This window comes from Streptomyces sp. NPDC088810 (genome assembly GCF_044750305.1).
Classification (GTDB): Bacteria; Actinomycetota; Actinomycetes; order Streptomycetales; family Streptomycetaceae; genus Streptomyces.
This window is the reverse complement of the sequence record NZ_JBIVJQ010000002.1, coordinates 605,720-628,867: the sequence shown is the minus strand read 5'-3', so window position 1 is coordinate 628,867 and position 23,148 is coordinate 605,720. Positions and strand designations below refer to the sequence as shown.

Sequence of the window (23,148 nt, the reverse complement as noted above, 5' to 3'; positions counted from 1 at the left end):
TCGAACCCGCCGCCGCCCCCGCCCCCGTGGTCGTATCCGTCGTGTGTGCCGCCGTCCCAGCCGTCGGGGCCGTCGTACGGGTCTTGGCCGCTGGTCAGGTGGCGCAGGCTGGTGCCACGGCCGAACGGGAAGCGGCCCTCGTCGGCGAGCGCGCCCCGGCCGGTGAGCCCGGCCTCACGGGCGAAGCGCGGCACGAGCACGGTCAGGGGAGGCGGGCCGCCCCTTCGCCGTGCCGTCCCGTCGCGCTCGTGGGGCTTTCAGTCGAACCCGCCGCCGCCCCCGCCCCCGTGGTCGTATCCGTCGTGTGTGCCGCCGTCCCAGCCGTCGGGGCCGTCGTACGGGTCTTGGCCGCTGGTCGGGTGGCGCAGGCTGGTGCCATGGCCGAACGGGAAGCGGCCCTCGTCGGCGAGCGCGCCCCGGCCGGTGAGCCCGGCCTCACGGGCGAAGCGCGGCACGAGCACGGTCAGGGCCCGCTCGCCGTACAGCGCGGCGGCGAGCAGCGCCTCCTCCTCCGGCAGGCCGTCGGGCCCGTCGGGCAGCGGGCGGCGCTCGCGCAGCTCCGCCAGCAGCCGGCGGGTGGCGCGGGTGCGGCGGGGCGGCAGCACCCGCAGCAGTCCGTCCGCCGCGAGTTCGGCCCGCATCCGGGCCAGGGCCCGCCCCACCACCGCCCGGCCGGGCAGCTCCCGTGGTCCCGCGGGCCGGTAGAGGCCGGTGCGGACCGCCTTCTCCAGCGGATGCCGCACGGGCTCGGCCCGGCCCGTCCCGGTCCTGCGCAGCGTGCCCGGCCGGCCCGCCTCGACCGCGCCGCGCAGGTGCAGTCCCAGCACGGCGACCATGACGGCGGCGCGGTCGCCCCCGCGCAGCAGGGCGACCGCGTACGGGTCCGGCGCAGCCGGAGCGACCGATGGCGTACGGCCCATGACACACCCCCGGACGGGACCCGCCGCCCCCGTGCCGGCGGGCCCCGCATGCCCTTAATCTGCCCTGGCCGAGGGGTGGTTGAAGCCTGCGCCGCAGTCTTCAGAGGTTGATTTGAGGGTTGCGCACCCGGCCTACGACCGCTGCCGTAGGCGCCGCCGTCACAGCTCGTGCTCCGACAGCCCGGGCCAGTCGTCCGGGCCGCCGCCCTGCCATTCGATCAGATCGCTCTCCTCCACCTCGATCCGGTCCAGGTCGGCCAGCCGCAGGATCTCCACGACATCGTCCAGATGCGAGGCGATCCCCAGCATCACGTCCCCCTCGGTGACCCGCCGGGAACCGTCCAGCGCCGGGGGGTGAACCACGATGTGCGGGTAGTGAGTCATGCCTTCAGCGTGCGGTGCGGGGGACGGATCTGCACGCCGGACCGGTGCCCGGAAAACGCCGAACGCTCCCTCGCCGGGATGACCCGGTGCGGGGAGCGTTGGTTGCCGTCCGGCGGCGCGAGGCTGGGCGCGACAGGTCGTTCGCGCCGCCGGACGGGGCGGGTGGGCCCCAGGGACGGGGCTGGGTGGGACCGCGGTGGCGGCGACGGAGCCGGGTGCCCTTCCCTCTGGTCGAGAAGGAGGCCCGGTCCTTGACCACCGCACTGGCTCGCACACCGCCGCGGTCCTCGCCCTGCCCGCGCCCTCCGTCCGGCGGCCACCCCTCATCCGGGCCGCCGGGCGTGCTGCGCGGGCCGCGTGCGGGATCATGACCTCCCGTCAGATCCCGTACGCTGCTTGCGTTCCCGGAACTCAGTCCTCGCGCAGGGCGCGGACCGCCTCCTCCACGCGCCTGCCGTACTCGGGGTCGGCGGCGTGGAAGTGGGCCAGGTTCTTCTCGATCACGTCGTCGCGGGAGACCTGCGACAGGCCGCCGGCGATGTTCGCGATCAGGCGGGACTTCTCCTCCTCGGACAGCAGGCGGTACAGCTCGCCCGCCTGGAAGAAGTCGTCGTCCTTGGTGTGCAGGGGCGCCTCGTGGGTGCCCGTGTGGCCGTGGACGGCCAGCGGGGCCGACAGCGGGCGGCCGGTCTCCACCGGACCGTCGTAGGAGTTCGGCTCGTAGTTCTTGGCGTGGCGGCCCTGCGCGTTGAGCGCCATCAGGCCGTCCCGGCCGTAGTTCCGGGCGCCGCCCGGGACCGCCTTCGGGGCGTTCACCGGGAGCTGGGTGTGGTTGACGCCGAGGCGGTAGCGGTGGGCGTCGGCGTAGGCGAACAGCCGGCCCTGGAGCATCTTGTCCGGGGACGGGCCGATGCCGGGCACGAAGTTGTTCGGGGAGAACGCGGCCTGCTCGACCTCGGCGAACACGTTGTCCGGGTTGCGGTCCAGGACCAGGCGGCCCACGCGCTGCAGCGGGTAGTCCTTGTGCGGCCAGACCTTGGTCAGGTCGAACGGGTTGAAGCGGTAGTCGGCCGCCTCGGCCGCCGGCATGATCTGCACGTACAGCGTCCAGGACGGGTGCACGCCCCGCTCGATCGCCTGGAGCAGGTCGGTCTGGTGGGAGTTGGGGTCCTGGCCCGCCAGCTCCTGCGCCTGCTCGGTGGACAGGCAGCGGATGCCCTGGTTGGTCTTGAAGTGGTACTTGACGAAGAAGGCCTCGCCGTCCGCGTTCGTCCACTGGTAGGTGTGCGAGCCGTAGCCGTTCATGTGCCGGTACGACGCCGGGATGCCGCGGTCGCCCATCAGCCAGGTCACCTGGTGCGTGGCCTCGGGGGAGTGCGCCCAGAAGTCCCAGACGTTGTCCGGCTCCTGGCGGCCGGTGAACGGGTCGCGCTTCTGCGAGTGGATGAAGTCGGGGAACTTGATCGGGTCCTTGATGAAGAACACCGGGGTGTTGTTGCCGACGAGGTCGTAGTTGCCCTCCTCGGTGTAGAACTTCACCGCGAAACCGCGCGGGTCACGGACCGCGTCGGCGCCGCCGAGGGAGTCGGCGACGGTCGAGAAGCGCAGGAACACCTCGGTGCGCTTGCCGACCTCGCTCAGGAAGGCGGCGTGGGTGTAGCCGGTGACGTCGTCCGTCACCTCGAAGTGGCCGTACGCGCCGGAGCCACGGGCGTGCACCACACGCTCCGGGATCCGCTCGCGGTTGAAGCGCGCGAGCTTCTCCAGGAGGTGCTGGTCCTGGATCAGGAGCGGGCCTCCGACGCCGGCGGAGGCGGAATTCTGGTTGTCGGCGACCGGGGCGCCGGACTCTGTTGTGAGCACGCGCTGCGACATCATGGACCTTCCGTGCGGGTGTCAGCGGAAACCTGTTTCCGCTTTGTGGAGCCTAGAAGTGGGGCGATCGGGGCGTCAACAGTTTGTTGAAGTCGATTCCGGGCCGCGGCGCCGCCTGGGCGCGACAGGACAGGTGTCGGCGGCGCCGCGGCCCGGAAGTCTGGTGGGGGCTGTCAGACCTGGGCGCCGGACAGGCGCTCCACGGCCCGCAGCAGGGCCGAGTGGTCCAGGCCGCCGTCGCCCTGCGCGCGCAGGGAGGCGACCAGCTGGGCGACCACGGCGCCGACCGGCAGGGCCGCGCCGACGTTGCGGGCGGCGTCGGTGACGATGCCCATGTCCTTGTGGTGCAGGTCGATACGGAAGCCGGGCTTGAAGTCGCGGTTCAGGAAGTTGTCCTTCTTGCGCGTCAGCACGGTCGAGCCCGCCAGGCCGCCGCCCAGGACGTCCAGCGCGGCCGCCAGGTCCACGCCCGACTTCTCCAGGAAGACCACGGCCTCGGCGCACGCCTGGATGTTCACGGCGACGATCAGCTGGTTGGCCGCCTTCACAGTCTGGCCGGAGCCGTGCGGGCCGCACAGCACGATGGTCTTGCCCAGCGCCTCGAAGATCGGCTTGGCCTCGTCGAAGTCGGCCTGCTCACCGCCGACCATGATCGACAGTACGGCCTCGACGGCGCCGGCCTCACCGCCGGACACCGGGGCGTCCAGCACCCGGATGCCCTTGTCCCCGGCGGCCTTGGCCAGGTCGACGGAGGTCTGCGGGGTGATCGAGGACATGTCGATCAGCAGGGCGCCGGACCTGGCGTTCTCCAGGATGCCGTCGGGGCCGTAGGCGATGGCCTCGACCTGCGGGGAGGCGGGCACCATCGTGATGACCACGTCGGCGTCCCGCACGGCCTCGGCGATCGATCCGGCGACCGTACCGCCGGCGGCGGCCAGCCGGTCCAGCTTCTCCTGCTCCAGCGTGTAGCCGGTGACCCGGTAACCCGCCTTGATCAGGTTCTCGGACATGGGGGAGCCCATGATGCCGAGGCCGATCCAGGCGATCTTGGGAAGACTCATTGGGGGTGCCTTTCTCAGTACAGGGTGATCAGCGGGCCGCGCGGGCCTCGGCGGGCAGCCAGTCGAAGGCCTCGGCGCTCGGCCGGTCGCCGGGCTTGTACTCCAGGCCGACCCAGCCGTCGTAACCGGCCTTCCGCAGCTGGTCGAGCAGCTCCTCCAGCGGGAGCGAACCCGTGCCGGGCGCGCCGCGGCCGGGATTGTCGGCGATCTGGACGTGGCCGGTCTTCGCCGCGTACTGCTCGATGACCGAGGGCAGGTCCTCGCCGTTCATGGACAGGTGGTAGAGGTCCATGAGGAACTTCGCGTTCCCGAGGCCCGTCGCCGCGTTCACCTTGTCGACGACCCCGACCGCGGCCGGTGCCGACACCAGCGGGTACAGCGGCGACTCGGGCTGGTTGAGGGCCTCGATCAGCAGGACGGCGCCGATCCGGTCGGCCGCCCGGGCCGCGAGGACCAGGTTCTCCAGGGCGAGCGCGTCCTGCTCGGCCGGGTCCACGCCCTCGACGCGGTTGCCGTAGAGCGCGTTGAGCGCCGTGCAGCCGAGGGAGGCGGCGAAGCCGGCGGCCACATCGATGTTGGCGCGGAACCTCTCCGACTCCTCGCCGGGGACCGACAGGGCGCCGCGGTCCGGGCCCGGCAGCCGGCCGGCGTAGAAGTTCAGCCCCGTGAGCCGGACGCCCGCGTCCTCGATCGCCTTCTTCAGCGCGTCCAGCTCGGACTGCGCGGGGGTGGGGGAGTCGATCCAGGGCCACCACAGCTCGACCGCGGAGAAGCCCGCCGCGGCGGCGGCCGCGGGACGCTCCAGGAGCGGGAGTTCCGTGAAGAGGATCGACAGGTTGACGTTGAAGCGCTGGTCTGCAAATCCCATTCGGGCCGCGCTCCCTTCCGTGGTCGTGTTTCCGTAATACGGAAGTTCGTTTCTGCTTAATGGAAGATTGCAGCCGGGTGTCGCCGCTTGTCAAGGGGGGTCGGGCACCGGCCGCCCCAAAAGCACTGGCGGGCGTTAGGTTGAGCGCGTGCGATTGAGAGTGGAGTTCACGACCGAGCCCTTCGACCTGGACGAGGCGCCCGCGCACGCCCTGGTGGCGCGGGAGGTCATCGAGACGGCCGAGCTGGACGCCGTCGACGTCGGCCCCTTCGGGAACACGGCCGAGGGCGGCGCCGACCGCGTGCTCACCGCGGTCGACGCGCTGCTGCGCAAGAGCCTCCAGGCCGGCGCCACCCGGGTCTCGCTCCAGGTCAACGTGATCGACGACGTGCTCGGCGACGGGATCGGGGAGGGCGGCAGGTGACCGGGGACGAGCCGTTCATCGCGGCCGTGAAGCCACTGGTCGACGCCATGGGCGCGGAGCTTCTGCCGCCCGACGAGGCCGGCCCCGAGGACGTCGTCCTCGCCTGGGAGGGCGTCGACGTCGTCGCCGTACGCCTGCCCCAGCTCGCCGACTCCCTCGACCACATCCTCGCCGCCATGGAGCGCCGGCAGGGCCGGCCGCTGGCCGACCTGGACCGCAAGGCCAAGCAGGAGGTCGTACGGAGCCTGGAGGCGCGCGGCGCGTTCGCCGTGCGGCACGGCGTGGAGACCGTGGCCGGCGCGCTCGGCGTCAGCCGCTTCACCGTCTACAACTACCTGAACCGCGAGAAGGGCGCCTGACCGGGGCGGCAGGCGGGGGCTGTCGTACCGCCCGGGCCGGGCCCGGCTTGTTACGCGGAATTTTCAACAAAGTGTTGACGTGGTGTTTCCGAGGGCGTTAGCTATCGGCAGCCCGTTCAGCACGACGGCCCATCGTGGCCACGGAGGCTCCCGTGACGTCGACTTCCACGCCCCCGGGCCTGGCCCGGTTCAACGATCTGGAGGAGCGGGCGGCCCTCGCCGCCCTCCACGAGGCGTGTGCCTCCACCGAGTGGGCCCGGCGACTGCTCGCCGCCCGCCCCTACGCCACCCCGGAGGACCTCTACGCCGCCAGCGACGCCGCCATGGCCGAGCTGACCACGGCGGACCTCCAGGAGGCGATGGCCGGGCACCCGCCGATCGGGCGCCCCAAGCCCGGCGACCCGGCCTCCGCCCGCGAGCAGCGCGGCATGGCCGGCGCCTCCGACCAGCTCAAGGCGGAGATGCTCGAACTCAACCTGGCCTACCAGGAGAAGTTCGGCCATGTCTTCCTCATCTGCGCCACCGGCCGGACCGGCGAGCAGATGCGGGACGCGGTCAAGGAGCGGATCGGGAACGCGCCGGAGCAGGAGCGGGAGATCGTCCGCACCGAGCTGGGCAAGATCAACCGCATCCGACTGGCCCGACTCGTCGAAGAGGACGCCTGACACCATGAGCACCAGCACCACCGCCTCCGTGTCCACGCACATCCTGGACACCTCGATCGGCCGCCCCGCGGAGGGCGTCGCCGTCCACCTCTTCGCCCGCAGCGGCCGGGAGGCGGACTGGCAGGCGCTCGGCGGCTCCGCGACCGACGCCGACGGCCGGTGCAAGGACCTTCCGGACCTGCCGGAGGGCACCACCCACGTACGGCTCGACTTCGCCGTCGAGGCGTACTTCGAAGAGAAAACTGCGAAGAAGCAAGCCGATGCGCAGCAGGACGCCCCCGCGAATCGGGACAGCGGACCGGCGGTGTTCTTCCCGGAGGTGGCGATCACGTTCGCCGTCGTACCGGGCGAGCACTACCACGTACCGCTGCTGCTCAACCCGTTCGGCTACTCCGTTTACCGAGGGAGCTAGCTAAATGCCCACCATCCTGGGACAGAACCAGTACGGCAAGGCCGAGAACCGAGTCGTCAAGATCACGCGGGACGGCGCCACCCACCACATCAAGGACCTCAACGTCTCCGTCGCGCTGAGCGGCGACATGGACGAGGTCCACTACTCCGGCTCCAACGCCAACGTCCTGCCGACCGACACCACCAAGAACACGGTGTTCGCGTTCGCCAAGGAGTACGGCATCGAGTCCGCCGAACAGTTCGGCATCCACCTGGCCCGGCACTTCGTGACCAGCCAGGAGCCGATCCACCAGGCCCGCATCCGCATCGAGGAGTACGCCTGGGAGCGGATCGAGACCTCCGACGCCAACAGCAGGTTCATCGGCGCCGACGAGGTCAAGCACTCCTTCGTCCGCAAGGGCCAGGAGACCCGCCTCACCCAGATCACCTACGACGGTGAGCGGTGGGAGGTCGTCTCCGGCCTGAAGGACCTGGTCGTGATGAACTCCACGAACTCCGAGTTCTGGGGCTACGTCAAGGACAAGTACACCACCCTCCAGGAGGCGTACGACCGGATTCTCGCCACCCAGGTCTCCAGCCGCTGGCGGTTCAACTGGACCGACGACGAGCAGAAGATGCCCCACTGGGAGAAGTCCTACGAGCAGGTCAGGAAGCACATGCTCCAGGCCTTCGCCGAGACGTACTCCCTCTCGCTGCAGCAGACGCTGTACCAGATGGGCTCGCGGATCATCAACAACCGCAGCGAGATCGACGAGGTCCGCTTCTCGCTGCCGAACAAGCACCACTTCCTGGTGGACCTGGAGCCGTTCGGACTGAAGAACGACAACGAGGTCTACTTCGCCGCCGACCGCCCCTACGGCCTCATCGAGGCCACCATCCTGCGGGACGGCTGTGAGGCCCGTATCCCGGTCGACATGACCAACCTCTGACGCGGGACGCGCGCCCCCGGCCCCGCCACCCGGGCCGGGGGCCCGCCACACCGGAGGGAACGAAATGGCACAGCCTGCAAAGGGGCCGGCGAAAGCCCCGTGTCCCACCCCGCCGGTGCACACCGAGGACGCCGTCACGTCCGTGCACCCGGTGGACGAGAAGCTCCACCTCTCGCGGCTCGTCCCCGCCGCGCTCCAGCACATCGCCGCCATGTACGCGGGCGTGGTCACTCCTCCGCTCATCATCGGCCAGGCCTGCGGACTCGACCTCGCGGCCCGCACCCGGCTGATCGCCGCGAGCCTGCTCATCGCCGGTGCCGCGACCGTCCTGCAGACCCTCGGCGTCAAGGGCCTGGTCGGCAACCGGCTGCCCTTCGTCAACGCCGCCTCCTCCGCCGGCATCGCCCCGATCCTCGCCATCGCCGAGACCAACGGCAAGGGCCACCAGCTCCCCGCGATCTACGGCGCGGTGATGGTCGCCGGCGCCTTCTGCCTGGCCCTCGGCCCCTTCTTCGGCCGGCTGCTGCGCTTCTTCCCGCCCCTGGTCACCGGCGTCGTCATCACCCTGATCGGCGTCACGCTGATGCCCGTCCCGGTGAGCTGGGCGCAGGGCGGCGACAAGACCGCCGCCGACTTCGGCGCCATGCGGCACCTCGCGCTCGCCGGGTTCACCCTCGCCGTCATCCTGCTCATCCAGCGCTTCGGCAGGGGCTTCGTCCGGCAGATCGCCCTGCTGTCCGGGCTGCTCATCGGCACCCTCGCCGCGATCCCGTTCGGCATGGCCGACTTCAGCGGCCTGAAGTCCGCGCCGGTCGCCGCGCTGCCCGCCCCCTTCGCCTTCGGCGCCCCCGAGTTCCAGCCCGCGGCCATCCTCTCCCTGTGCATCGTGACGCTGGTGCTGATGACCGAGTCCAGCGCCGGCATGCTCGCCCTCGGCGAGATCTGCGACCGCCGTGCCGACGCCCGGACCATCACCCGCGGCCTGCGCACCGACGGCATCGCCACCCTGCTCGGCCCCGTCTTCGGCGGCTTCCCCACCTCCGCCTTCGCCCAGAACGTCGGCGTCGTCTCCCTCACCCGGATGCGCAGCCGGTACGTCGTCGCCGTCGCCGGCGCCGCGCTGCTCGTCCTCGGCGCCTTCCCCGTCCTCGGAGCGGTCGTCTCCCTGGTCCCCATGCCGGTCCTCGGCGGCGCGGGCATCGTGCTCTTCGGCTCGATCGCCGTCAGCGGCATCCGTACGCTGTCCGAGGCGGGCCTGGACGACAGCTCCAACATCATCCTGGTGGCCGTGGCGCTCGGTGCCGGCATCATCCCGCTGGCCGCGCCGACCTTCTACGCCGGGTTCCCGGCCTGGGCGCAGACCGTGCTCGGCTCCGGCATCAGCGCGGGCGCGCTCGCCGCGGTCCTGCTCAACCTCTTCTTCCATCACCTCGGCACCCGGGGCCGGCAACCGGCTCCGGCACTCAAATCCTCCTAGGGTCCTGCCGTGCCCTCCCCGTGGACACCCCCTTCGGTCCCTCTGTCCACGGGTCCGCCACTGAAAGACAAGGACGCACGATGGCACCATCGGCAGCCCAGCGCATCGTCATCGAGAACTGTGCGATCGCGACCGTGGACGCGGGCGACACGGAGTACGCCTCCGGACACCTCGTCCTCGCCGGCAACCGGATCGAGTCGGTCGGTGCGGGCAAGGCCCCCGAGGGCCTGGAGAACGTGGTGCGCCGGATCGACGCCACCGGCCACCTGGCCACGCCCGGTCTGGTCAACACCCACCACCACTTCTACCAGTGGATCACCCGGGGCCTGGCCACCGACCACAACCTGTTCAACTGGCTGGTCGCGCTCTACCCCACCTGGGCGCGCATCGACGAGCAGATGACGTACGCCGCCGCGCAGGGGTCCCTCGCCATGATGGCCCGGGGCGGTGTCACCACCGCCATGGACCACCACTACGTCTACCCGCACGGCTCCGGCGACCTGTCCGGCTCGATCATCCGGGCCGCCGCCGAGACGGGCGTACGGTTCACGCTGGCCCGCGGCTCGATGGACCGCAGCGAGAAGGACGGCGGCCTGCCGCCGGACTTCGCCGTCGAGACCCTCGAGGGCGCCCTCGCCGCCACCGAGGAGACCGTCAAGCAGCACCACGACGCCTCCTTCGACGCGATGACCCAGGTGGCCGTGGCCCCCTGCTCGCCGTTCTCCGTCTCCACCGAACTCATGCGCGAGGGCGCCGAGCTGGCCCGCCGCCTCGGCGTACGGCTGCACACCCACGGTTCGGAGACGGTGGAGGAGGAGAAGTTCTGCCACGAGCTGTTCGGCATGGGCCCCACCGACTACTTCGAGTCCACCGGCTGGCTCGGCGAGGACGTGTGGATGGCGCACTGCGTCCACATGACCGACTCCGACATCGCCGCGTTCGGCCGCACGAAGACCGGCGTCGCGCACTGCCCGTCGTCCAACGCCCGCCTCGCGGCCGGCATCGCCCGGGTCCCCGACATGCTCAGGGCGGGCGTCCCGGTCGGCCTCGGCGTCGACGGCACCGCCTCCAACGAGTCCGGCGAACTCCACACCGAACTGCGCAACGCCCTGCTGATCAACCGGCTCGGCGCGCACCGCGAGGCCGCCCTCAACGCCCGGCAGGCGCTGCGGCTCGGCACCCACGGCGGCGCCCAGGTGCTCGGCCGGTCCGGGCAGATCGGCTCGCTGGAGCCCGGCAAGCTCGCCGACCTGGTGCTGTGGAAGATGGACACCCTCGCCCACGCCTCCATCGCCGACCCGGTCACCGCGCTCGTCTTCGGCGCCGCGGCCCCGGTCACCGCCTCCTTCGTCAACGGCCGGCAGATCGTGGAGAACGGCCGTCTGCTCACCGTCGACGAGGACGCCGTCGCGGCCGGCACCCGCGCGGAGGCCCAGCGCCTGGCCCGCATCGCCGCGCAGGCCTGATCCGCACCGGGCCTCACCAGGACTCCGGCCGGGAGGGACGGCTCCCGGCCGGGACCGTGGATCCGAGCGGGATCCACGGCACGCCGTCTCCGGGGCGCGTGCGCACGCACGCACCCCGGAGACGGTCACCACCACACCGCTGCCCACCGCTCATGCGCCACCCCCGTCACGGTCCCGCACGACCACACGCACCACCTCCATGAAACCCACGTCGCCTACGACGTGTTACCCGCCCGGAGGAGCCGCCGTGGCCGCCCATCCAGTTGACGAGAAACTCCCCGCCCTCAAAATGGCGACCAGCGGTCTGCAGCATGTGGCCGCCATGTACGCCGGAGTCGTCGCCCCACCGCTCATCGTCGGCGCGGCCATAGGCCTGTCCGCCACCGACCTGACCTTCCTCACCGGTGCCTGCCTGTTCACCGCGGGCCTCGCCACCTTCCTCCAGACGCTCGGCTTCTGGAAGATCGGCGCCCGGCTGCCCTTCGTCAACGGCGTCACCTTCGCCGGTGTCGCCCCCATGACCGCGGTCGTCGCCTCCACCGAGGACAAGTCCGACGCCCTGCCGGTCATCTTCGGCGCGGTCGTCGTCGCCGGCCTCCTCGGCTTCCTCGCCGCGCCCTTCTTCAGCAAGGCGATCCGCTTCTTCCCGCCGGTCGTCACCGGATCCGTCATCACCCTGATCGGCGTGTCCCTGCTCCCCGTCGCGTTCGGCTGGGCCCAGGGCCCCGACCCCAGGGCCGACGACTACGGTTCGACCACCTACCTCACCCTCGCCGGCGTCACCCTGCTGATCGTCCTGCTGCTGCGCCGCTTCACCCGCGGCTTCGTCAAGCAGATCGCCGTCCTGCTCGGCCTGATCGCCGGCACGCTGATCGCGATCCCGTTCGGCGTGACGGACTTCGGCCCGGTCGCCGACGCGGACGTGATCGGCTTCCCGACCCCGTTCCACTTCGGCGCCCCACAGTTCCAGCTCGCCGCGATCCTCTCCCTGTGCGTGGTCATGGTGGTCTCGATGACCGAGTCGACCGCCGACATGCTGGCGCTCGGCGAGATCGTCGAACGTCCCGCCGACGAGAAGACCATCGCGGCCGGTCTGCGCGCCGACACCCTCGGCTCCGCGATCAGCCCGCTGTTCAACGGCTTCATGTGCAGCGCCTTCGCCCAGAACATCGGCCTGGTCGCCATGACCAGGATCCGCAGCCGGTACGTCGTCGCGACCGGCGGCGGCTTCCTGGTCCTGATGGGCCTGTGCCCGATGGCCGCCTCGCTCATCGCGGTCGTACCCCGACCGGTCCTGGGCGGCGCCGGCGTCGTCCTGTTCGGCTCGGTCGCCGCGAGCGGCATCCAGACGCTGGTCCGGGCCGGTCTGGACAGGGACAACAACGTCCTGATCGTGGCCGTGTCCCTCGCGGTCGGCATCGTGCCGATCACCGCGCCGGACTTCTACCACGCGTTCCCCGAGACCGCGAAGATCGTCCTGGACTCGGGGATCTCCACCGGCTGCGTCACGGCCGTCGTCCTGAACCTTCTCTTCAACCACCTCGGCAGGGGCGGCGAGGCCCACGACGTCACCCATCCCATGGAGGCGGGGGAGGAGATCGCCGCTGCGCACTGAAGGCCGGCGGTCAGGGTTACGAGGCCGGGGGAGCGGGCGGCGACGCCGCGGCCCCCGGCCACTTCATGAGATTGGCCAGCAACTCCGCCTGCTCGATCGCGTCGTCCAGGGCGTGGTGCGTGTGCCGGCGCCGGGACAGCAGCGCGCGGGGCATGGTGCCCTTCGCCACCGCCCGCAGCGGCAGCCGTGCCTTCGTCGCGTACAGCGTCTTCATGTCCAGGCATCCGGAGTGCCCGAACGGACTGGACCCGGTGAAGCGGATCAGGTACCAGTACAGGAACGTCCAGTCGTACGACGCCGGGTAGCCGCACATCACCGGCTGCGCGCCCGCACTCACCTCCCGCACCCACGTGGCGAACTCCGCGAGGGCCACGGAAGGTTCGGCTCCCTCGGCGGCCAGCCGGGCCCGGTCGAGACCGCTCACCGCCAGCGCCTCTGGCACGAAGTCCTCGCTGATCGGGCGCAGTTCGCGGTAGAAGGTCCGCTGCTCGGGGTCGGCGGCCGTGAAACCGGCACCGTCCTGCACCCCGGCGACCGCCGCGCCGAGGCTGAGCATCGAGTACGGCCCGGGAATGGGGCCGTCGGCCTCGATGTCGACGGAGATGTACAGGCTGGGCTTGACGCGACGTGCGGACATGACCCGGAAGCATCCCACTCGCGCCGCGCGCAGGCACGCGAATTCGGGGGCCCGTATGCACCGGGAGGGCCGCCGGGTCAGGCGCGGTGCTCCCGCAGGAGGGCCGCCGCCGGCACCAGGCCCGCCGCCGCGACGGCCGTCGCGACACCGAAGGCCGGCCGGGAGCCCTCGGCGGTCGCGGGCAGCGGGGCCGCGCCGGCGGCGGCCAGGGCCTCGGTGCGGCTCGCCGCGAGCGTCGACAGCACGGCCAGCCCCGGCGAACCGCCCACCACCTGGGTGGTGTGCAACAGACCCGACGCCGGCCCCCGCCTCCTCCGGCCGCGTCCCGGCCATCGCCAGCCCGGTCAGCGCGGGCATGGCAGCGGCGAAACCGGCGGACAGCAGCATCGCGGGCAGGACGTCGGTGACGTAGGGGCCGTCGGCGGGGGCGCGGCCGAGCAGGGCCATGCCAGCCGTGATCAGCAGCAGACCGGCCAGCAGCACCCGGTACCGGCCGAACCGGGCCACGGTCCGCGCGGACGCCCCAGCATCAGCGAGTGGAACGACACCCTGCAACGGCTGACCGGCTGGGCCGAACGCGACCGGGTGTACGTCGCCGGGGCGCGGGCGGCCTACGACGCCGGGCACCGGCCCGAGTCACTCGACGCGTAGGCCGTCCGGCGGCCTACAGGCCGAACAGGGCGACGTCCGTCGCCAGCTCCTTGAACACCTCCCGCGGGTCGGGTACCAGCTTGCGCTCCGCGAGGTTCAGCAGGCCGCCCACCGCGGTGACCTCGGCCGCCACGGTGCCGTCGGCCTTGAGGATCTCCTGCCGGATCCGGAAGGTCTTGCCGCCGCCCCACTCGAACGCGCACGTGACGTCGACCTCGTCACCGGCGAGCAGTTCCCGCAGGTAGCGGATGTTCGTCTCCAGCGCCACCGGGCCCACGCCCCGGGCCAGCAGCCGGGCCTGGCTGATCCCGGCCGCCTGGAGCAGCGACCAGCGGGCGTGCTCCGCGTAGTTGAGGTACACCGCCTGGTTGAGATGTCCCTGGACATCGGTCTCGTAGCCGCGGACGGTCACACGGACGGAAAACGGTTCGGCCACTGCTTGCCCTTCTCGCGTTCGGTTCTGCGGTCGACCGATCCTGACACGCCGGTCACACCCGGCGCGGTGAGGCCAGCAGAAAGCGCGCTCTCGTCCGGGGCTCGGTGTACTCGCCGGCCTGCCAGCCGGCCCGCTCCAGCGTGGCCGCGCAGGCCGCCAGGGCCCCGGCGTCCGGCGCGTACACCGCGACGGCCTCCGGCTGCGGGGTGGCCCGGACCCGGTAGCCGTCCGTGTCCCCGCCCGCCGGAGGGTGCCCGGCGGCCTCCAGCGCGAGCGCGGCGGCCCGCACCAGGTGCGTGCGCTCCCATCCGCAGGGCCGGTCCGCGGCGCCGTCGGGATTCGTCATCCGGCGCAGCTCCAGCAGCCCCTGCCAGGCGCTGTTCACCTCCCGCCGCCGGGCCGGACCGGTGCCGGGCGGCTCCTCCTCGCCGCCGACGCGGGCCGTGAACACCCCGGTGTCCGGCGCGGGCTCGGCCGGTGCCTCGGGCACCGCCTCACGTATCCGGTGGCCCGCCGGGGTGAGGAAGTGGTCGTGCGGCGGCCGGGGATGCCGGAAGGCCAGCCCCCGCTTCACCAGCGCCGCCAGCTGGGCCTCGGTACCGCGCAGCCGGCCGGTGACCGGGTCGGCGCCCTCGATCACCCGCCGCTGCGCGGCGGTCGGCGGTCGGGTCACGGGACACTCCTTTTGGTACCGCTCGCTCCACGGGACCGCCGAACGGACGGCCTCTTCGCAGAGTACGGCCCGCCTCCGACACAGCGGGGCCCGCAGCAGGGCGGTGCCGCTACTCCCGAGGCCGGATGTTCCACCCCGCCACCACCGGGCGGCCGTGTTCCGTGCCCAGGCGGCACAGGGAGCCGGTCGCGAGCTGGAAGTGGGCGCCGTGCCGGGGCGGGAGGCCCAGGCGGCGGGCGGTGAGGACGCGGAGGAAGTGGCCGTGGGCGATCAGCACGACGACGCCCTCGGTGCTCGCGAGCGCGGCGTCGGCCTTGGCCAGCATCCGGTCGGCGCGCTCCCCGACCTGCTCCGGGGTCTCGCCCGGGTGGTCCGGCGGCCCGGGCGCGACCCCGTCCGTGAACAGGAACCAGCCGGGCCGGCTCCGCTGGATCTCCGGGGTGGTCACCCCCTCGTACCCGCCGTAGTCCCACTCGCGCAGGTCGGCGTCGACCCGCGCGTCCGGGATCCCGATGAGGTCGGCGGTCTCCCGGGCCCGCTGCAGGGGGCTGACGAAGGCCGCCCCGATCCGGTGGGAGCGGATCAGCGGCACCAGCAGGCGCGCCTCCTCCCGCCCGTGCTCGGTGAGGGGCACGTCGGTCCAGCCGGTGTGCCGCCCGGACCGCGACCACTCGGTCTCCCCGTGCCGGACGAGAAAGAGGTCACCCATGACGGCACGGTGGCACAGGGCCGCCGCGGCCCGCAGGACGGACTGCGCCAGACGGCCGCTCCGGCACCGGCGCCGGGTGTCAGGTGCCGGGGTGGACCAGCGTGTGCTCGGTGCCGAGGGCCTTGGTGCCGGTGTCGGCGTACAGCGTGGTCTCCCCGTCGGACCAGCGCACGACCAGGTCGTTGCGGGCGCGGTCGTGCCGGAAATCGCCGGCCGTCAGCACTGCCGCCTGCTGCCAGAGGCTGTTGGGCCCGCGCAGCCGGGTCCGGGTGCCGAGCCCGGCGGCCGAAGTGCCGGCGTACGTGTCGAGCGTCCCGTCCGCCCAGCGCACCAGCAGGTCCCCGGTGCCCGTGCCGTCGAAGTCGCCGCCGGTCAGCAGGGCGGCCTTGGTCCAGGTGGCGTTCGCCCCGAGGAGCGGCGTGCCGGTGCCGAAGCCGTCGGCCCCGATCTCGTCGTACAGGGTGAGCGAGCCGTCGGCCCGGCGCACCAGCAGGCCGGTGCCGCCGTCGGCACGGAACGGGCCGGCGGTGAGCTGCACGGCGTTCTTCCACGCGGCGCCGGGCGGCGCCATCCGGATCTCCCGGCCCAGGCCGGACGGGCCGGGCTGCGGGTAGAGCGTGACCTCGCCGTCGGACCAGCGCACCAGCAGCCCGGCCCGGTCGCCGCCGGTGAAGGTGCCGCCGGTCACGGCCCGGGCGTGGGTCCAGGTGGAGTTGGCCTTCTGCAGCTGCTTCTCGGCGCCGAAGCCGCCCTTGCCGTCTCCCGGCTGCAGGGTGACCGCGCCGTCGGACCAGACCACGAGCAGATCGCCGTGCAGGTCGCCGGTGTAGTCGCCGGAGGCCATGAGTACGGCCTTGCGCCAGCGTGCCGCCCCGCCCGGCAGCGTGCCCTTCACGCCCCGGTACGGCGGCAGGTCGGCGGGCGGGGCCTGGTCGGCGACGGCGCCGGCGAGGAGGTTCGCGGCGTCGGCGCCGAACGCGGTGGCGTAGCTGATGTAGTCGGCGCTCGCGTCGTTGCCGCCGCCGTTGTAGCCGCCGAGGTTGCCGATCACGTGCCCGGTGCGGCCGTCGTCCTTGTAGTCGGTGATCCACGGGCTGCCGGACACCCCGCCGTAGTAGCCGCCGCAGGTCATCGACAGCTGCCGGTAGCCGCGCAACTGGGTGGTCGGGACGGTGCACTTGACGGCGCGTCCGGCGCTGTTGTGCCGGTAGGAGGGGTAGCCGACGACGGTGACGTTCCGCAGGTGGTAGCCGGAGGGCCGGGTGAAGGTCAGTCCGCCGCCCACCGCGTCCTGCAGGGACTGCCCCCGCTGGTTGGACGAGACCCGGGCGAACGCGGTGTCCAGGTCGGACGCGGCCTTCTTGGTGGTGGTCGAGCCGCGGTCGGGCACGTACCGGGGGTCGATGAAGATCCGCTGGATGTGGAAGATGCCGTACGGCTGCCGGTCGGGGGCCGCGCCCTTCACGAACTTCGGGACGAAGATGTAGTCGCCCTTCATGTTCAGCGCGCAGTGGGCCGCGGTGAGCACGATGTTCCGGGCCTTCGTGTCGATCACGCTGCCGGTGCAGTGCCAGGTGGTGCCGCGCGGCCCGTCCGTGCCGAAGAACGTCCCCACCAGCCGCGTCCCCTTGAACAGCGTGCCCTGCGGGCGGCGCGCGGCGGCGGGACCGCCCGGCGCCGACGGCGCCTGCCGCGCCGCGTCCAGCGGCCGTGCGCCGGCCATGCGCTGCGCGGTCCAGAACCGTGCGGCCTGTTGTGCCTCCTGCCCGGCGGACGGGCCGGGCGGCGTGGGCTCCGCGGCCCCCGCCGCCGGGACCGCGAGGCCGAGCAGGGCCGCGCACAGCACGACGACGGTGGTACGGCGCCTTCCGTACGACAACACTGCTGATCCCCCTGGTGCTTCCGGTCCGTCCGGTCCGTCCGGTCCCTCCGGACTGCTGGCACCGGTCGGCAACGGGGGTGATCTTCGCACGGATGAGCGAAACGGGCCAGGCGGCTACTGCCGGTACCCGCTCAGGAACCTGCCGATCCGGCCGATCGCCGCCTCCAGGTCCTCCGCGTACGGCAGGGTCAGGATGCGGAAGTGGTCGGGGCGGGGCCAGTTGAAGCCGGTGCCCTGGACCACCTGGATCTTCTCGCGCAGCAGCAGGTCCAGGACGAACTTCTCGTCGTCGTGGATCGGGTGCACCTTGGGGTCGATGCGCGGGAACGCGTACAGCGCGCCCTTGGGTTTGACGCAGGACACGCCGGGGATCTCGTTGAGCTTCTCCCAGGCCACGGTCCGCTGCTCGTGCAGCCGGCCGCCGGGCACGGTGAGTTCGCGGATGGACTGGCGTCCGCCGAGCGCGGCCTGGATGGCGTACTGGGCGGGCGCGTTGGCGCACAGCCGCATGGAGGCCAGCATGGTCAGGCCCTCCAGGTAGTCCTTGGCGTGCTGCTTCGGACCGGTGACCACCAGCCAGCCGGAGCGGAAGCCCGCCACCCGGTAGGTCTTGGACAGGCCGCAGAAGGTGAGGACGACCAGGTCGGGGGCGAGCGCGGCGGCCGAGTGGTGGACGGCGTCGTCGTACAGGATCTGGTCGTAGATCTCGTCGGCGAACACCATCAGGCCGTGCCGGCGGGCCAGGTCGAGGATGCCCTCGACGACCTCCTTCGGGTAGACCGCACCGGTGGGGTTGTTGGGGTTGATGATGACCACGGCCTTGGTGCGGTCCGTGATCTTCGAGGCCATGTCGGCCAGGTCCGGGTTCCAGTCGGCCTGTTCGTCGCACAGGTAGTGCACGGCCTTGCCGCCGGCCAGCGTGGTGACGGCCGTCCAGAGCGGGAAGTCCGGGGCGGGGATGAGGATCTCGTCGCCGTCCTCGACCAGCGCCTGGACGGCCATGGAGACCAGCTCCGAGACGCCGTTGCCCAGGAAGACGTCGTCCACGCCGACCTCCAGGCCCAGGGTCTGGTAGCGCTGGGCGACCGCGCGGCGGGCCGAGAGGATGCCGCGGGAGTCCGTGTAGCCGTGCGCCTGCGGCAGCATCCGGATCATGTCCTGGACGATCTCCTCCGGCGCCTCGAACCCGAAGGCCGCGGGGTTGCCGGTGTTCAGGCGCAGCACGCTGTGCCCCGCCTCCTCCAGCGCGTTGGCGTGTTCGATCACCGGACCCCGGATCTCGTAGCACACCTCGCTGAGCTTGTTGGACTGCCGGAACTCCATGCGCCCCTCCGGAAACTCGTGATGCTTGGTTTTACCAAGTAGGAGCTTGGAAAGTCCAACAACATGTCTAGACTGCGTCGCATGCCACCTCGCCGAAGCTACGACCAGTACTGCTCCGCAGCCCGCGCGCTCGACCTCGTCGGGGACCGCTGGACCCTGCTGATCGTCCGGGAACTCCTCGCCGGCCCCCGTCGCTACACGGACCTGCACGCGGACCTGCCCGGCGTGAGCACGGACGTACTCGCCTCACGGCTGAAGGACATGGAGCGGGACGGACTGGCCACCAGGCGCCGGCTGCCCCCGCCGGGCGCGGTCTACGTCTACGAACTCACCGGCCGCGGCCGCGCGTTGCTGCCCGTACTGCAGGCGCTGGGCGCCTGGGGCGAGGGCGAACTGGGCGAGCGCCGGCCCACGGACGCTGTCCGCGCCCACTGGTTCGCACTGCCGCTGCTGCGTGCCCTGGACGGCGAGGGCCTGGTCGAAGTCGGCCTGGAGGAAGGCGAGTTCCACCTCCACGTCGGCGCCGAGGACGGGCCGGTGTACGGCGACGGACCCGCGCCCGGCGAGGCGGACGCGCGGCTGGTGATGGACGCGGCGACCTGCGAGGCCATCGCCCGCGGGGAGACGGCCCTGTCGCAGGCGGTACGGGACGGACGGGTGACGGTGACCGGTGACGGCACACCGGCCAAGGCGCTGCGGGAGGCGTGAGAGCGGGCCGCGGCAAAGAGAAAGGCCCGCCGGGAGGCGGGCCTTCGCATCACATCGGTTTCACCCGTTCGGCGGCACCCGCGACGGCCGGCCCGACCCCCGCGTGAGCACGTACCCGCCGATGCCGGCCAGCGCGGCCAGGACGGCGCCGATGCCGGTCCACACCCAGCGGTCGGACCACCAGCCGGAGGACCAGCCGTCGTCCCGGCCGAAGCTGGAGAGCACCGCGGTCTTCGTACCGTCCTTGTCCTCCCCGGACGTGGCCGCGATGCCGGGGACGAGCGGCTTGCCCAGCGAGCCGTCCACCGCCGCCGCCCCGCCGACGTCCTTGGACTCGACGCGCACCTCGGCGCTCACCGGCTGCCCGAGGTCGGCGGCGGCGAGGTCCACCACCGTCAGCCGGATGTAGTACGTGCCCGGCAGCGGGTCATTGGCCCACGGCTCCGACCAGCCGCGCACCGTGCGCAGCACACAGGCCAGCTCGACCGAGCCGGCGCCCTGCGCGGCGGTGCGGGTCTGGGCGCCGTACTGGCAGGCCTGGCGGCGCCGCAGACCGTCGTACACGTCGAGCTGCCAGGTCTCGGAGCCGTGCGTGGCGGGGAGCTTCACCGTCGCCCGGACGGTCGGGCGCTGGCCGGTGTCCGCGGGGAACGACCAGTACAGGTAGTCGCCGGTGGAGCCGGAGGCGGTGGCCCGCTGCCCCTGCTCGATCTCGGTGGCCGTCCGGAAGGAGGAGCCCGCCCGGGTCGGCGCGTCGCCGTCGGCTGAGGCGCTCGGGGAGGGCGAGGAGTCGGCGGCGGCCGGCCCGGCGGCCAGCCCCAGCGCCAGCAGCGCGGCGCCCAGCACTCGTGTGATCCGCATCAGTTGGTCCTCCAGACCGCGACCCGCCAGCGCGACAGCCAGCCCCACAGCAGACCGGCGAGGAAGCCGGTCAGCACCAGCAGACCGAGCAGCCACCAGCCCCGGCCGAGACCGAAGGCGGCCACGTCGTGGTGCCCCGACGGCCCGTCCACCACGTCCACGGTCAGCTCCAGCGGCAGGCCGGGGCTCGTCTTGACGCCGGCGGCGGCCGAGAAGGAGCTGGTGACCTGGAGGCACACGGTCTCAGCGGGCGCCGTGTCGTCGTCGCTGTCCGGCCTCGGATAGCGCAGACCGGTCGAGACGACATCGGTACGGCCGGTGCCGGCGGCCTCGCCGCGCACGATCTCCCGGCCGTGCACCGTCACCGCCCGCAGCAGTACCCCGTAGTCGGGATCCACGGCGCGGTCGTCCGCCACGCTCACCGCGGCACGCAGCTCCTGGCCGGGTTCGACGGCCACCTTGTACCAGCGCTGCCGCCCGAACTCCACCCGGTCGGTGTACAGCCCGGACTTCAGCGCCGGCGCCTTCTCGCACCGGTCCGCACCTTGGGTGGCCACCGGCGTGACCACCGGATCGGCCGCCCGCTCGACCAGATCGCCGACCCGGTCGGAGAGTTCCTCCTTGTGCCGTACGTCGGTGTAGGTGCCGCCGGTCGCGTCCGCGATGCAGCTGAGCTGGTCGCGGGTCTTGGCGTCCGGCACCAGGCCGAGGGTGTCGATGGTCAGCCCGATGCCCTTGGCCGCTATCTCCCGGGCCACCTCGCACGGGTCGAGCGGCTGGCAGGTGTCCTCGCCGTCACTGATCAGCACGATACGGCGGGTGCCGGAACCGCCGTCCAGGTCGTCGGCAGCCTTCAGCAGCGCGGGCCCGATGGGGGTCCAGCCGGTCGGCGCCAGCGTGGCCACGGCCGTCTTCGCGTCGGTCCGGTTCAGCGGGCCGACCGGATAGAGCTGCTCGGTGTCCTTGCAGCCCTCCTTGCGGTCATTGCCGCGGTAGTGGGCACCGAGCGTGCGGATACCGAGCCGGACCTCCTCCGGGGTCGCGTCCAGCACCTCGTTGAACGCCTGCTTCGCCGCGGCCATCCGGGTGCCGCCGTCGATGTCGCGGGTGCGCATGGAACCGCTGACGTCCAGCACGAGTTCGACCTTCGGAGCGGACTGGTCCGTCTCGTCGGCGACCGCTCCGGCAGGGAACGCGATCCCGGCCGTCAGGGCGGCGAGCAGAGCACAGACGCCCGCCGCCAGCCGTTGTCTTGTGATCATCGCCGGATCCTATTGATCAGACGGGCCGCGCTCCAAAACGAGCGGGTTCGGCAGGGAGGTCCACTGGTCACCCGGGGTCTCGGGAGACAGCCGCATCAGCGTCAACGCCTTCGCCGGCAGCGGACCCTGACGCAGTGCGAGCACGTCGGGGGTCGGTGCGAGGTCCGGCAGGGCAGCGGCGAGTGCCGTGCCGAGGGCCGGTCCGGAGCCCGCCGTGGCGGCCAGCGCGCCCGCCACCAGCGAGCCGAACAGCTTGCGGCGCAGGGCGGTGTCGTCGTCGGTGATCAGGCGGCCGGTGAGGGCGGGCGGGGTGATGCCGTGCCGGGCCAGCCGGGCGGGGCTGATCCGGATGTCGGCCAGGTCCCGGTAGACCAGGCGCAGCGGGCTGCCGTCGGCCGCCAGGACGACCAGCAGGTTCTGGCCGTGCGCCTCCAGGGCCACCCCGAGATCCAGCAGGCGCAGGCCCACCGTGAGCGCCAGCCGGGTGAACGCGGCCAGCCAGGCGGGGGAGCCGGGCAGGGACGTGGTGGCGAGGGCGGCCACCGGCAGGACCCGTTCGCCCGGCCCCGCGTACACCTGCGGCGACTCCCGCAGCAGCGCGGCCAGGTCGGGGGAGTGGGCCGCGGCCGCGCCCAGTGTGCGGGTGATGTGCAGCAGGCCGTCGGTGCGCGCCGCCAGGTCCTCGGCGAAGGCGGACAGGGGCGCCGCGGACCGCACCGAGTACACGGAGATGTCCCGTACCGACGACGTCAGCCGGGCGCTGAGCGCCGTCTTGACGTGCGGGCCGCCGGGCAGCGCCAGGGTCCGCAGGGACATCAGCGGACGGGCCGGGCGCCAGACGTCGTACGACCGCCCCAGCACATGCGCGGCCTGCCAGGGGTGCACCGGCAGCAGGAGCCGTCCGCCGTCCCGGAGTTCCTCCGGCCAGTCGCCGGACAGCAGGCAGTCGGCCGCCGGTACCGGCACCGTCCCCAGTTCCACCACCGGACCGTGCTCCGGGCCGTACGCCAGCTGGTCCGCCACCGAGAAACCGGGCCGGGACCGGCAGTTCGGGTGGTACGGGTGCCCGTCGACCACCCGCTGCTCCCACTCCCAGTCCCTCCCCCAGGCTTCGGCCGGGGGGACCCCCACCGGCCACTCCTGCGGGTGATCCGCGCCGGCCCGGGACAGCGCCAGCGAGGCCACGCTGTGCGCCAGTTCCGCCGCGAAGGCGGACGCGTGCCGCACCCCGAGCGCCGCCATCAGCCGCGCCGGATCGTCGTACCGCTCCCGGTCCAGGCGCACGGCGGTGACGTACGCGCCGGTGGCGTACGGGTCCGCGGACGGCCCGTGCAGGGTCCGGCCGTCGGCGAGGCGCAGCGCCAGACCGTGCGCCCCGGACACCCGGCCGGTGAGCCACGGCAGCGGCTCGTGGGCCAGCGCCCGCCACAGCCGGGTCAGCACGGCGGCGCGGGCACCCGGCAGCTCGGCCGTGTACCGGGGCAGCAGGCCGGGCCGGACGGCGGCCAGCTCCTCGGCGATCTCGGCGTCGGCGGTGGGGGGACGGTGCACG

The 23,148-nt window shown here is 72.6% G+C and carries 25 protein-coding genes and 1 pseudogene; 10 read left to right on the top strand and 16 right to left on the bottom strand.

Annotated elements, in window-relative coordinates:
* The 6 genes and pseudogenes from ACIP4Y_RS09400 to ACIP4Y_RS09375 form a co-directional block, all read right to left on the bottom strand.
* Nucleotides 1-194, bottom strand: a pseudogene (locus ACIP4Y_RS09400) (TIGR04222 domain-containing membrane protein); the annotation flags it as partial.
* Nucleotides 195-257: 63 nt separating this feature from the next.
* A complete protein-coding gene (locus tag ACIP4Y_RS09395; protein ID WP_401389941.1) occupies nt 258-920 on the bottom strand; it encodes a TIGR04222 domain-containing membrane protein in 663 nt (220 codons plus the stop codon).
* Between the two features lie 159 nt (nt 921-1,079).
* The gene (locus ACIP4Y_RS09390) at nt 1,080-1,304 is read right to left on the bottom strand and encodes a hypothetical protein (RefSeq protein WP_030338570.1); all 225 of its coding nucleotides are present in this window, start codon (nt 1,302-1,304) and stop codon (nt 1,080-1,082) included.
* A gap of 411 nt (nt 1,305-1,715) precedes the next feature.
* Complete coding sequence (locus ACIP4Y_RS09385) at nt 1,716-3,179, bottom strand: catalase (protein WP_401390662.1); 1,464 nt, start codon at nt 3,177-3,179, stop codon at nt 1,716-1,718.
* Between the two features lie 173 nt (nt 3,180-3,352).
* On the bottom strand, nt 3,353-4,240 hold the full coding sequence (locus ACIP4Y_RS09380) for a 2-hydroxy-3-oxopropionate reductase (protein ID WP_401389937.1): 888 nt from the start codon (nt 4,238-4,240) through the stop codon (nt 3,353-3,355).
* 28 nt (nt 4,241-4,268) lie between these two features.
* Nucleotides 4,269-5,108 (bottom strand): TIM barrel protein, encoded by an 840-nt coding sequence (locus ACIP4Y_RS09375; RefSeq protein ID WP_358646379.1) that lies wholly within the window; start codon nt 5,106-5,108, stop codon nt 4,269-4,271.
* A 148-nt stretch (nt 5,109-5,256) separates the two neighbouring features.
* Here ACIP4Y_RS09375 and ACIP4Y_RS09370 point away from each other — a divergent pair, with 148 nt between their 5' ends.
* From ACIP4Y_RS09370 to ACIP4Y_RS09335, 8 genes are all read left to right on the top strand, one after another.
* Nucleotides 5,257-5,532, top strand: a complete 276-nt coding sequence (locus ACIP4Y_RS09370) for a hypothetical protein (protein ID WP_401389933.1) — start codon at nt 5,257-5,259, stop codon at nt 5,530-5,532.
* 47 nt (nt 5,533-5,579) lie between these two features.
* Entirely contained in the window at nt 5,580-5,891 is a 312-nt protein-coding gene (locus ACIP4Y_RS09365; protein WP_358646444.1) for a helix-turn-helix domain-containing protein, read from the top strand.
* A gap of 152 nt (nt 5,892-6,043) precedes the next feature.
* Nucleotides 6,044-6,556 carry a 2-oxo-4-hydroxy-4-carboxy-5-ureidoimidazoline decarboxylase gene (gene uraD, locus ACIP4Y_RS09360; protein ID WP_401389930.1) on the top strand — a complete coding sequence of 171 codons (513 nt, stop codon included), beginning with the start codon at nt 6,044-6,046 and terminating at the stop codon, nt 6,554-6,556.
* 4 nt (nt 6,557-6,560) lie between these two features.
* Complete coding sequence (gene uraH, locus ACIP4Y_RS09355; protein ID WP_358646385.1) at nt 6,561-6,968, top strand: hydroxyisourate hydrolase; 408 nt, start codon at nt 6,561-6,563, stop codon at nt 6,966-6,968.
* A gap of 4 nt (nt 6,969-6,972) precedes the next feature.
* Complete coding sequence (gene pucL / locus ACIP4Y_RS09350; RefSeq protein WP_401389927.1) at nt 6,973-7,896, top strand: factor-independent urate hydroxylase; 924 nt, start codon at nt 6,973-6,975, stop codon at nt 7,894-7,896.
* Between the two features lie 64 nt (nt 7,897-7,960).
* Complete coding sequence (locus ACIP4Y_RS09345) at nt 7,961-9,373, top strand: nucleobase:cation symporter-2 family protein (protein ID WP_401389924.1); 1,413 nt, start codon at nt 7,961-7,963, stop codon at nt 9,371-9,373.
* 80 nt (nt 9,374-9,453) lie between these two features.
* The gene (locus ACIP4Y_RS09340; protein WP_358646391.1) at nt 9,454-10,839 is read left to right on the top strand and encodes an 8-oxoguanine deaminase; all 1,386 of its coding nucleotides are present in this window, start codon (nt 9,454-9,456) and stop codon (nt 10,837-10,839) included.
* Nucleotides 10,840-11,038: 199 nt separating this feature from the next.
* Nucleotides 11,039-12,454, top strand: coding sequence for a nucleobase:cation symporter-2 family protein (locus ACIP4Y_RS09335; protein ID WP_401389921.1), 1,416 nt, complete (start codon nt 11,039-11,041; stop codon nt 12,452-12,454).
* Between the two features lie 16 nt (nt 12,455-12,470).
* Here the strand turns inward: ACIP4Y_RS09335 and ACIP4Y_RS09330 are convergent, their stop codons facing one another.
* Complete coding sequence (locus ACIP4Y_RS09330; RefSeq protein ID WP_401389918.1) at nt 12,471-13,091, bottom strand: 3'-5' exoribonuclease domain-containing protein; 621 nt, start codon at nt 13,089-13,091, stop codon at nt 12,471-12,473.
* Between the two features lie 77 nt (nt 13,092-13,168).
* Complete coding sequence (locus tag ACIP4Y_RS09325) at nt 13,169-13,378, bottom strand: hypothetical protein (RefSeq protein ID WP_401389915.1); 210 nt, start codon at nt 13,376-13,378, stop codon at nt 13,169-13,171.
* Between ACIP4Y_RS09325 and ACIP4Y_RS09320 the strand changes: the two genes are divergently transcribed.
* On the top strand, nt 13,371-13,742 hold the full coding sequence (locus ACIP4Y_RS09320) for a hypothetical protein (protein ID WP_401389912.1): 372 nt from the start codon (nt 13,371-13,373) through the stop codon (nt 13,740-13,742). The two genes, ACIP4Y_RS09325 and ACIP4Y_RS09320, sit on opposite strands and share 8 nt — an antisense overlap.
* Before the next feature lie 13 nt (nt 13,743-13,755).
* On the opposite strand, the gene ACIP4Y_RS09315 is transcribed toward ACIP4Y_RS09320, so the two are convergent.
* From ACIP4Y_RS09315 to ACIP4Y_RS09295, 5 genes are all read right to left on the bottom strand, one after another.
* On the bottom strand, nt 13,756-14,178 hold the full coding sequence (locus ACIP4Y_RS09315; protein WP_358646397.1) for an acyl-CoA thioesterase: 423 nt from the start codon (nt 14,176-14,178) through the stop codon (nt 13,756-13,758).
* Nucleotides 14,179-14,230: 52 nt separating this feature from the next.
* Complete coding sequence (locus ACIP4Y_RS09310; RefSeq protein ID WP_401389908.1) at nt 14,231-14,851, bottom strand: hypothetical protein; 621 nt, start codon at nt 14,849-14,851, stop codon at nt 14,231-14,233.
* Nucleotides 14,852-14,960: 109 nt separating this feature from the next.
* The gene (locus tag ACIP4Y_RS09305; RefSeq protein ID WP_401389905.1) at nt 14,961-15,560 is read right to left on the bottom strand and encodes a histidine phosphatase family protein; all 600 of its coding nucleotides are present in this window, start codon (nt 15,558-15,560) and stop codon (nt 14,961-14,963) included.
* Nucleotides 15,561-15,639: 79 nt separating this feature from the next.
* Nucleotides 15,640-17,439 (bottom strand): trypsin-like serine protease, encoded by a 1,800-nt coding sequence (locus ACIP4Y_RS09300; RefSeq protein ID WP_401389902.1) that lies wholly within the window; start codon nt 17,437-17,439, stop codon nt 15,640-15,642.
* A 117-nt stretch (nt 17,440-17,556) separates the two neighbouring features.
* Nucleotides 17,557-18,765 carry a pyridoxal phosphate-dependent aminotransferase gene (locus ACIP4Y_RS09295; RefSeq protein ID WP_401389899.1) on the bottom strand — a complete coding sequence of 403 codons (1,209 nt, stop codon included), beginning with the start codon at nt 18,763-18,765 and terminating at the stop codon, nt 17,557-17,559.
* Nucleotides 18,766-18,846: 81 nt separating this feature from the next.
* Here ACIP4Y_RS09295 and ACIP4Y_RS09290 point away from each other — a divergent pair, with 81 nt between their 5' ends.
* Nucleotides 18,847-19,473, top strand: coding sequence for a winged helix-turn-helix transcriptional regulator (locus tag ACIP4Y_RS09290; RefSeq protein ID WP_401389897.1), 627 nt, complete (start codon nt 18,847-18,849; stop codon nt 19,471-19,473).
* A 60-nt stretch (nt 19,474-19,533) separates the two neighbouring features.
* Here ACIP4Y_RS09290 and ACIP4Y_RS09285 read toward each other — a convergent pair whose 3' ends face one another.
* From ACIP4Y_RS09285 to ACIP4Y_RS09275, 3 genes are read right to left on the bottom strand one after another with little or no spacing between them, the layout of a single operon-like run.
* A complete protein-coding gene (locus ACIP4Y_RS09285) occupies nt 19,534-20,334 on the bottom strand; it encodes a hypothetical protein (protein WP_401389894.1) in 801 nt (266 codons plus the stop codon).
* Entirely contained in the window at nt 20,334-21,596 is a 1,263-nt protein-coding gene (locus ACIP4Y_RS09280; protein WP_401389891.1) for a VWA domain-containing protein, read from the bottom strand. The genes ACIP4Y_RS09285 and ACIP4Y_RS09280 overlap by 1 nt, the downstream gene beginning before the upstream one ends.
* Nucleotides 21,597-21,605: 9 nt before the next feature.
* Nucleotides 21,606-23,147, bottom strand: a complete 1,542-nt coding sequence (locus ACIP4Y_RS09275; RefSeq protein ID WP_401390659.1) for an IucA/IucC family protein — start codon at nt 23,145-23,147, stop codon at nt 21,606-21,608.
* Nucleotide 23,148 lies beyond the last annotated feature (1 nt).

Coding starts and splice junctions, on each gene's coding strand:
- ACIP4Y_RS09395 (WP_401389941.1), bottom strand. CDS start 920: ATGGGCCGTACGCCATCGGTCGCTCCGGCTGCGCCGGACCCGTACGCG.
- ACIP4Y_RS09390 (WP_030338570.1), bottom strand. CDS start 1,304: ATGACTCACTACCCGCACATCGTGGTTCACCCCCCGGCGCTGGACGGT.
- ACIP4Y_RS09385 (WP_401390662.1), bottom strand. CDS start 3,179: ATGTCGCAGCGCGTGCTCACAACAGAGTCCGGCGCCCCGGTCGCCGAC.
- ACIP4Y_RS09380 (WP_401389937.1), bottom strand. CDS start 4,240: ATGAGTCTTCCCAAGATCGCCTGGATCGGCCTCGGCATCATGGGCTCC.
- ACIP4Y_RS09375 (WP_358646379.1), bottom strand. CDS start 5,108: ATGGGATTTGCAGACCAGCGCTTCAACGTCAACCTGTCGATCCTCTTC.
- ACIP4Y_RS09365 (WP_358646444.1), top strand. CDS start 5,580: ATGGGCGCGGAGCTTCTGCCGCCCGACGAGGCCGGCCCCGAGGACGTC.
- uraH (WP_358646385.1), top strand. CDS start 6,561: ATGAGCACCAGCACCACCGCCTCCGTGTCCACGCACATCCTGGACACC.
- pucL (WP_401389927.1), top strand. CDS start 6,973: ATGCCCACCATCCTGGGACAGAACCAGTACGGCAAGGCCGAGAACCGA.
- ACIP4Y_RS09345 (WP_401389924.1), top strand. CDS start 7,961: ATGGCACAGCCTGCAAAGGGGCCGGCGAAAGCCCCGTGTCCCACCCCG.
- ACIP4Y_RS09340 (WP_358646391.1), top strand. CDS start 9,454: ATGGCACCATCGGCAGCCCAGCGCATCGTCATCGAGAACTGTGCGATC.
- ACIP4Y_RS09335 (WP_401389921.1), top strand. CDS start 11,039: ATGAAACCCACGTCGCCTACGACGTGTTACCCGCCCGGAGGAGCCGCC.
- ACIP4Y_RS09330 (WP_401389918.1), bottom strand. CDS start 13,091: ATGTCCGCACGTCGCGTCAAGCCCAGCCTGTACATCTCCGTCGACATC.
- ACIP4Y_RS09305 (WP_401389905.1), bottom strand. CDS start 15,560: ATGGGTGACCTCTTTCTCGTCCGGCACGGGGAGACCGAGTGGTCGCGG.
- ACIP4Y_RS09295 (WP_401389899.1), bottom strand. CDS start 18,765: ATGGAGTTCCGGCAGTCCAACAAGCTCAGCGAGGTGTGCTACGAGATC.
- ACIP4Y_RS09290 (WP_401389897.1), top strand. CDS start 18,847: ATGCCACCTCGCCGAAGCTACGACCAGTACTGCTCCGCAGCCCGCGCG.
- ACIP4Y_RS09285 (WP_401389894.1), bottom strand. CDS start 20,334: ATGCGGATCACACGAGTGCTGGGCGCCGCGCTGCTGGCGCTGGGGCTG.
- ACIP4Y_RS09280 (WP_401389891.1), bottom strand. CDS start 21,596: ATGATCACAAGACAACGGCTGGCGGCGGGCGTCTGTGCTCTGCTCGCC.